1 pseudogene is annotated in these 300 nt (G+C 52.0%); it reads right to left on the reverse strand.

What is annotated here, in order from left to right:
• Nucleotides 1–75: 75 nt before the first annotated feature.
• Nucleotides 76–300: pseudogene (locus tag CVN76_RS02720) on the reverse strand (efflux RND transporter periplasmic adaptor subunit); the annotation flags it as partial.

Below are 300 nucleotides of genomic sequence, written 5' to 3' on the forward strand. Positions count from 1 at the left end.
AGCGCCTTAACGGTTTCACCGCCCAGTTCATATGATTTGGACATGTTTTGGATTTTGATGATGGGTTTCACCATTTCACTGCCCTCCCTTGCCGCTCGGCATTCCGCCACCGCCTGGCATTCCGCCTCCGCTTGGCATTTGCATTTCCCCTCCGCTTGGCATTCCGCCTCCGCCCCTCATTCCATTGAAGCCGCTGCCTGTCCGGTTTTCATTGGAGATCGTTATCGGTAACGAAACCTCCTGTCCCTCTTCCAGCCCAGAAGTTATTTCAATATACCTATCATTACTGATTCCAGTCTC

The organism is Bacillus sp. mrc49, assembly GCF_002803435.1.